This is a genomic window from Nocardioides sp. ChNu-99, assembly GCF_029493445.1.
In the GTDB taxonomy this organism is placed as follows: domain Bacteria; phylum Actinomycetota; class Actinomycetes; order Propionibacteriales; family Nocardioidaceae; genus Nocardioides.
Window position 1 is genome coordinate 1 of record NZ_JAHWBL010000096.1, and the last position, 6,254, is coordinate 6,254.

Here is a 6,254-nt window from a genome sequence, read left to right on the forward strand (position 1 = left end):
CGGTCGGGGCCACGGGCGGCGGGCCCGGCAGCGGGGCACCCGTCGGGGGTGGCCCGGCGTACGGCGGCGGGGGCGGCCCGGCGTACGGCGGCGGCGGCGGGGGCGGCCCGGCGTACAGGTCGGGGGGCGCGGGGTAGCGGGGGTTCTGCTCGCTCATGGGCCCACGGTGCGCGGCGGGCCTGTGCCCGGGCTGTGCACCGGCCCAGCGTCACCGAAGATCGTGCTGGGAGCGCCGCAGCACGCCGTACCCCACGAGCACGTAGCCCAGCGCGAGCACGCCCACGAGCATCCCCGCGAGCGTCGGCACGAAGGCCGACGACGACGGGTCGAGGAAGCCGTAGATGTCGAGGCCGGCCGCGTAGTAGAACGCCAGGTAGGCCAGCGGCGGCAGCAGCCACGTCAGCGGGTGCCACCAGCGCGACTCCCGCTGCCCCCGCCCCACGACGAGGTAGTCGGCGAGCACGAGCAGCGGCGTCACGAGGTGCTCGAGCAGCGACCACGTCGTGTCCACCGCGCCGCCGAGCAGCGCGAACCACGAGCCGCCCACGAGCAGGAGCACCACCAGTGTCGCCCCGCGCACCCACGACGACCGCGGCTCGTGGCGGCGGAAGCCGACGGTCGCCGGGTAGGCGGCCAGCGCGAGGTAGACGACCGCCGCGACGAGGCTCGCCAGCTGGCTCAGTCCCTGCCAGGCGTCGCCCCCGAACCGGGCGGTGGCCGCGAGGAAGCCGGTGAGCGCGACCCCGGCGACGAGGAGCCGCCAGACGGTGAGCGCGACGAGGGTGGGGACCGAGGGGGGTGGGGTCACGCGCCGCTGCGTACCCCGCGGGCCCCCACCCGACACCCCAGCCCGACACCCCGGCCCGACACCCAGCGCGACACCCAGCGCGTCCACAGCGGACGCACAGGTGACTGCGGCACAGTCGGGGGCATGGACCTGACCCGCCCGGACGGCTCGCCGCTGCGCGTGCTGGTCGTCGACGACGAGGTGAACCTCGCCGAGCTCGTGTCGATGGCGTTGCGCTACGAGGGCTTCGAGACCCGGATGGCCCACACGGGGAGCACCGCCGTCGCCGCCGCCCGCGTGATGGATCCCGACGTCGTCGTGCTCGACATGATGCTGCCCGACTTCGACGGCCTCGAGGTGCTGCGCCGGATGCGCTCCACCGACGCCGCCGTGCCCGTGCTCTTCCTCACCGCCCGCGACGCCGTCGAGGACCGCGTGGCGGGCCTGACGGCCGGCGGTGACGACTACGTGACGAAGCCGTTCTCGCTCGAGGAGGTCGTCGCGCGCCTGCGCGCCCTGCTGCGCCGCGCCGGTGCCCGGGCCGCGGAGCGCGAGAACGTGCTCGTCGTCGGCGACCTCAGCCTCGACGAGGACAGCCACGAGGTGCGCCGCGGCGGCGACGAGGTGACCCTGACGGCGACGGAGTTCGAGCTGCTGCGCTTCCTCATGCGCAACCCGCGCCGGGTGCTCAGCAAGGCGCAGATCCTCGACCGGGTCTGGAACTACGACTTCGGCGGCCAGGCCAACGTCGTCGAGCTCTACATCTCCTACCTGCGCAAGAAGATCGACGCCGGCCGCGCCCCGATGATCCACACGATGCGCGGCGCGGGCTACGTGCTGAAGCCGGCGGACTGACGGTGCCCGACGCACCGCCCGGGCCCGCCGGGCCCGCCGGGCCTGCCGGGACCGACCGGGCCACCCCCCGGCGCCGCCAGCTCGCCACGCTGACCTCCCGGCTCGTCGCCACGACCGTGCTGCTGACCACCCTGGTGGCCCTCGCGATCGGCGCCGCGACGACCCTGGCGATGCAGGGCAACCTCACCGGCCAGCTCGACGGCGAGGTCGGCTCGCTGGCGCAGCGCGCGGGCGGACCGGCGCCGCAGGGCCTCGACGGCGGCCCCGCCGACGGTCCGTGCGGCGACCGCTTCGTGCCCGGCAGCCGCGGCCCCGGCACCCTGTTCGCGCAGCTGTACGACGACGCCGACCGCACCGACGGCATCGTGCTCACCGAGGAGGTCTGCGGCGAGCGCGTGCTCTCCACGGCCGCGCTCGACCAGCTCGCGGACGTGCCGGCGGACGGCGCCGTGCACGCGGTCGACCTCCCCGCGCTCGGCTCCTACCGCGTCGTCGCCTCCGCGCGCAGCGACGGGTCCGTGGTCGTCTCCGGCCTGCCGACCGAGCGGGTCGACGACGCCGTCGCCTCCCTCGTGCTCTACGAGCTGCTCATCGGCCTCGCCGCCGTGCTCGTCGCCGCGGGTGCCGCGTCGGTGGTGGTACGCCGACAGCTGCGGCCGCTGCGCGACGTCGCCGCGACGGCGCACGAGGTCGCGACCCTGCCCCTCGCCGAGGGCGAGGTCGACCTGCGCGGGCGCGTGCCGGCGTACCTGACGGACGAGGCGACCGAGGTCGGCCAGGTCGGCGCCGCGCTCGCCACCCTCCTGGCCCACGTCGACGACGCCATCGCGGCGCGGCACCGCAGCGAGCAGCAGGTGCGCCAGTTCGTCGCCGACGCCTCCCACGAGCTGCGCACGCCGCTGGCCACGATCGTGGGGTACGCCGAGCTGGCCCGCCGCCGTCCCGACGACGCCGACGCGGCGCGCACCGCGCTCGCCAAGGTGGAGGGCGAGTCGGGCCGGATGCGGCGCCTCGTCGAGGACCTGCTGCTGCTCGCCCGCCTCGACGCGGGCCGCCCGATGGCGCACGAGCCCGTCGACCTCACGCTGCTGCTGCTCGAGGCGGTGGCCGACGCCCAGGTGCTGGCCCCCGGGCACCACTGGCGCCTCGACCTGCCCGACGAGGTCGTGGAGGTCGACGGCGACGCCCACGGCCTCCACCAGGTGGTCAGCAACCTGCTGACGAACGCGCGCCGCTACACCCCGGCCGGCACGACCGTGACGGTGGCGGCGGCGCTCGAGCGGGCCGACGGGGGCGACCGGGGCGACCGGGTGGTGCTGCGGGTGAGCGACGACGGCCCCGGGTTCCCGCCGGCCATCGCCGGCCACGCCTTCGACCGGTTCGTGCGCGGCGACGGCGCCCGCACGGGCGGGGACTCCTCCGGGCTCGGCCTCGCGCTCGTGCGGGCCATCGTCGAGGCGCACGGCGGCCGCGTCGGTTTGAGAAGTGCGCCGGGAGCCACCACGGTGGAGGTGGCACTCCCGCCGAGGGGGGCTACCCTGTCCGACGGGCCGATTGTCTGACAATCCATCTCGGAGCCGCCGAGCGGGACAGGACCGCACGCCCGACGACCACGAGGAGGCGAGCATGACCGGCACCGTGACCGAGCCGACCACCACCGGGACCACCAGGACCACCGGGACCCCCCGGGACGCAGCGCAGGACGGCGACGCACCCCGCAGCCAGGCCTACTTCCAGCAGGCGCAGGAGCGCACCGCGCACAACTACCACCCGCTGCCGGTGGTGGTGGCCCACGCCGAGGGCGCCTGGATGACCGACGTCGACGGCAACCGGTTCCTCGACATGCTGGCCGGCTACTCCGCGCTCAACTTCGGCCACGGTCACCCCGACCTCGTCGCCGTCGCGCACGCACAGCTCGACAAGCTGACGCTGACGAGCCGCGCGTTCGTCCACGACCAGTTCGGCGCCTTCTGCTCCGCGCTCGGCGACCTCGCCGGCAAGGAGCTCGTGCTGCCGATGAACACCGGCGCCGAGGCCGTCGAGACGGCCATCAAGGTCTGCCGCAAGTGGGGCTACGACATCAAGGGCGTCGCGGTGGACTCCGCGGAGATCATCGTCGCCGGCGGCAACTTCCACGGCCGCACCACGACCATCGTCGGCTTCTCCGACGACCCCGACGCCCGCGACGGCTTCGGCCCGTTCGCCCCCGGCTTCACCCAGGTGCCGTACGGCGACGCCGCGGCCCTCGAGGCCGCCATCACACCGAACACGGTCGCCGTGCTGCTCGAGCCCATCCAGGGCGAGGGCGGCGTCGTGCTGCCCCCGACCGGCTACCTCCGCGAGGTCCGCGAGATCACGCGCCGCCACAACGTGCTGTTCGCCGCCGACGAGATCCAGTCCGGCCTCGGCCGCACCGGTCGCACCTTCGCGTGCGACCACGAGGAGGTCGTGCCCGACCTCTACGTGCTCGGCAAGGCGCTGGGCGGCGGCATCGTCCCGGTCTCGGCCGTCGTGGCCGACCGCGACGTGCTCGGCGTGCTCCACCCGGGCCAGCACGGCTCGACCTTCGGCGGCAACGCGCTCGCCTGCGCCGTCGCGACCAAGGTCGTCGAGATGCTGGCGACCGGCGAGTTCCAGGAGCGCTCCGAGCGGCTCGGCGTGCTGCTGCGCACCCGGCTGGAGGGGCTCGTCGGGCGCGGCGTGCTCGCCGTCCGCACCCGCGGGCTGTGGGCCGGCGTGGACGTCGACCCCGCGGTCGGCACCGGCCGCGCGGTCTGCGAGGCCCTGATGGCCCGCGGCGTCCTGGCCAAGGACACGCACGGCTCCACCATCCGTCTCGCGCCGCCGCTCGTCGTCTCCGAGGAGGACCTCGCCTGGGGCCTCGACCATCTCGAGGCGGTCGTCACCGGCGCCTGAGACCCCGCGTCTCACAGTCGCACCACAGGTCGTCCCCACGGACGACCCAGCGAGGCGGTCGAGCCTCGTGCCATGGACTCGACCGCCTCGCCCCACCTCGTCGCGCGCGACGCCCCGGCCCCGCCGGCGCCGCCCCCGTCGTACGCCGCGCACCCCGCCGCACGCAGCTCCCGCCTGCTCGACCGCCTCCGGCGGGTCGAGCGCCGCACCGGCGAGCGCGCCGGCCTCGCCGCGCTCCTGCTCGCGACCGCCCTGCTCTACCTGTGGGACCTCGGCGCCTCGGGGTGGGCCAACTCGTTCTACGCCGCGGCCGCGCAGGCGGGCTCGGAGTCGTGGAAGGCGTTCTTCTTCGGCTCCTCCGACGCCGGCAACGCGATCACCGTCGACAAGACACCCCTGTCGCTGTGGCCGATGGCCCTGTCGATCCGGGTGTTCGGGCTCTCGTCGTGGAGCCTGCTCGTGCCCCAGGCCCTGATGGGCGTGGGCGCGGTCGCCCTGCTCCACGCGACCGCGCGGCGCGCGACGGGGTCCTGGGCGGCGGGCATCCTCGCCGGCGCGGCGCTCGCCCTGACCCCCGTCGCGACGCTGATGTTCCGCTTCGACAACCCCGACGCGCTGCTCGTCCTGCTGCTGGTGGGCGCGGCGTACGCGACCCTGCGGGCGGTCGAGGGGGCGACGCCCGTGCCCGGGGTGACCGGCCGCGTGGTCGGGCACCCCGTGCGGTGGCTCGCGCTGGGCGGGGCCCTCGTCGGGCTGGCCTTCCTCACCAAGATGCTGCAGGCGTTCCTCGTGCTGCCGGCGCTCGCCCTGGCGTACGCCGTGTTCGCCACCGCGCCCTGGTGGCGACGCGGGCTGCACCTGCTCGTGGCGTTCGGCTCCATGGTGGTGGCCGGCGGCTGGTGGATCGCGGTCGTCGAGCTGTGGCCGGCGGACTCGCGGCCCTACATCGGCGGCTCGCAGGGCAACTCGATCCTCGAGCTGACACTGGGCTACAACGGCCTCGGCCGGCTGAACGGCGAGGAGGAGGGGTCCGTCGGCGGCGGGGGCGGCTGGGGCAGCCCGGGCCTGATGCGGCTCTTCTCCGACTCCGTCGGCGACCAGGTCGCGTGGCTGCTGCCCGCGGCGCTCGTCCTCGGCGTCGCGGGGCTCTGGTTCGCCGGGCGCGGCGCCACCCCCGGCGCCACCCTCGGCGCCACCCCCGGCACCGCGCGCCTCACCCGGGCCGCGCTGACGCTGATGCTCGGGTGGCTGGTCGTCACGGGGCTGACGTTCAGCCTCATGCAGGGGATCTTCCACGAGTACTACACCGTCGCCCTCGCCCCCGCCATCGCCCTGCTGGCCGCGGTCGGCGCGGTCGTGCTGTGGCGGGCCCGCGGCTCGCTCGTCGCGTCGGGCCTGCTGGGCGGCACGCTCGCGCTGACCGCGGTGTGGGCGTCGGTGCTGCTCGACCGCGCCGGCTGGGCGCCCGCGCTGCGCTGGGGCGTGCTCGTCGTCGGGCTGGTGACCGCGCTGCTCGTGGTGGGGGCGCGCCACCTCCCCCGGAAGGCCGGGTACGCCGTGGCCGTCGCCGCCCTGCTCGCGGCGCTGGCCGCGCCCGCGGCGTACTCCGTCGCGACCGCGGCGACGCCGCACACCGGCTCGATCGTGGCCGCCGGCCCCAGCAGTGCCGGGGCGGGCGCCGGCCCCGGAGGCCGGA

The 6,254-nt window shown here is 75.9% G+C and carries 5 protein-coding genes; 4 read left to right on the forward strand and 1 reads right to left on the reverse strand.

The genetic code is table 11. The features are described 5' to 3' along the window. Positions 1-208 precede the first annotated feature (208 nt). A complete protein-coding gene (locus KK617_RS18250) occupies positions 209-808 on the reverse strand; it encodes a hypothetical protein (RefSeq protein WP_277501614.1) in 600 nt (199 codons plus the stop codon). Positions 809-931: 123 nt separating this feature from the next. On the opposite strand from KK617_RS18250, the gene KK617_RS18255 reads away from it, so the two are divergent. The 4 genes from KK617_RS18255 to KK617_RS18270 form a co-directional block, all read left to right on the forward strand. Further along, complete coding sequence (locus KK617_RS18255) at positions 932-1,642, forward strand: response regulator transcription factor (protein WP_277501615.1); 711 nt, start codon at positions 932-934, stop codon at positions 1,640-1,642. Positions 1,643-1,644: 2 nt separating this feature from the next. Continuing rightward, positions 1,645-3,204: a HAMP domain-containing sensor histidine kinase gene (locus tag KK617_RS18260; protein WP_277501616.1), complete on the forward strand. Its 1,560-nt coding sequence runs from the start codon at positions 1,645-1,647 to the stop codon at positions 3,202-3,204. Positions 3,205-3,268: 64 nt separating this feature from the next. Continuing rightward, positions 3,269-4,558, forward strand: coding sequence for an ornithine--oxo-acid transaminase (gene rocD / locus KK617_RS18265; protein WP_277501617.1), 1,290 nt, complete (start codon positions 3,269-3,271; stop codon positions 4,556-4,558). A gap of 72 nt (positions 4,559-4,630) precedes the next feature. Continuing rightward, positions 4,631-6,254 (forward strand): glycosyltransferase family 39 protein (locus KK617_RS18270; protein WP_277501618.1); only part of this gene is annotated, 1,624 nt, incomplete at its 3' end.

Excerpts from the sequence above, each read along its gene's own strand:
- KK617_RS18255 (WP_277501615.1), top strand. The coding sequence starts at position 932 with ATGGACCTGACCCGCCCGGACGGCTCGCCGCTGCGCGTGCTGGTCGTC.
- rocD (WP_277501617.1), top strand. The coding sequence starts at position 3,269 with ATGACCGGCACCGTGACCGAGCCGACCACCACCGGGACCACCAGGACC.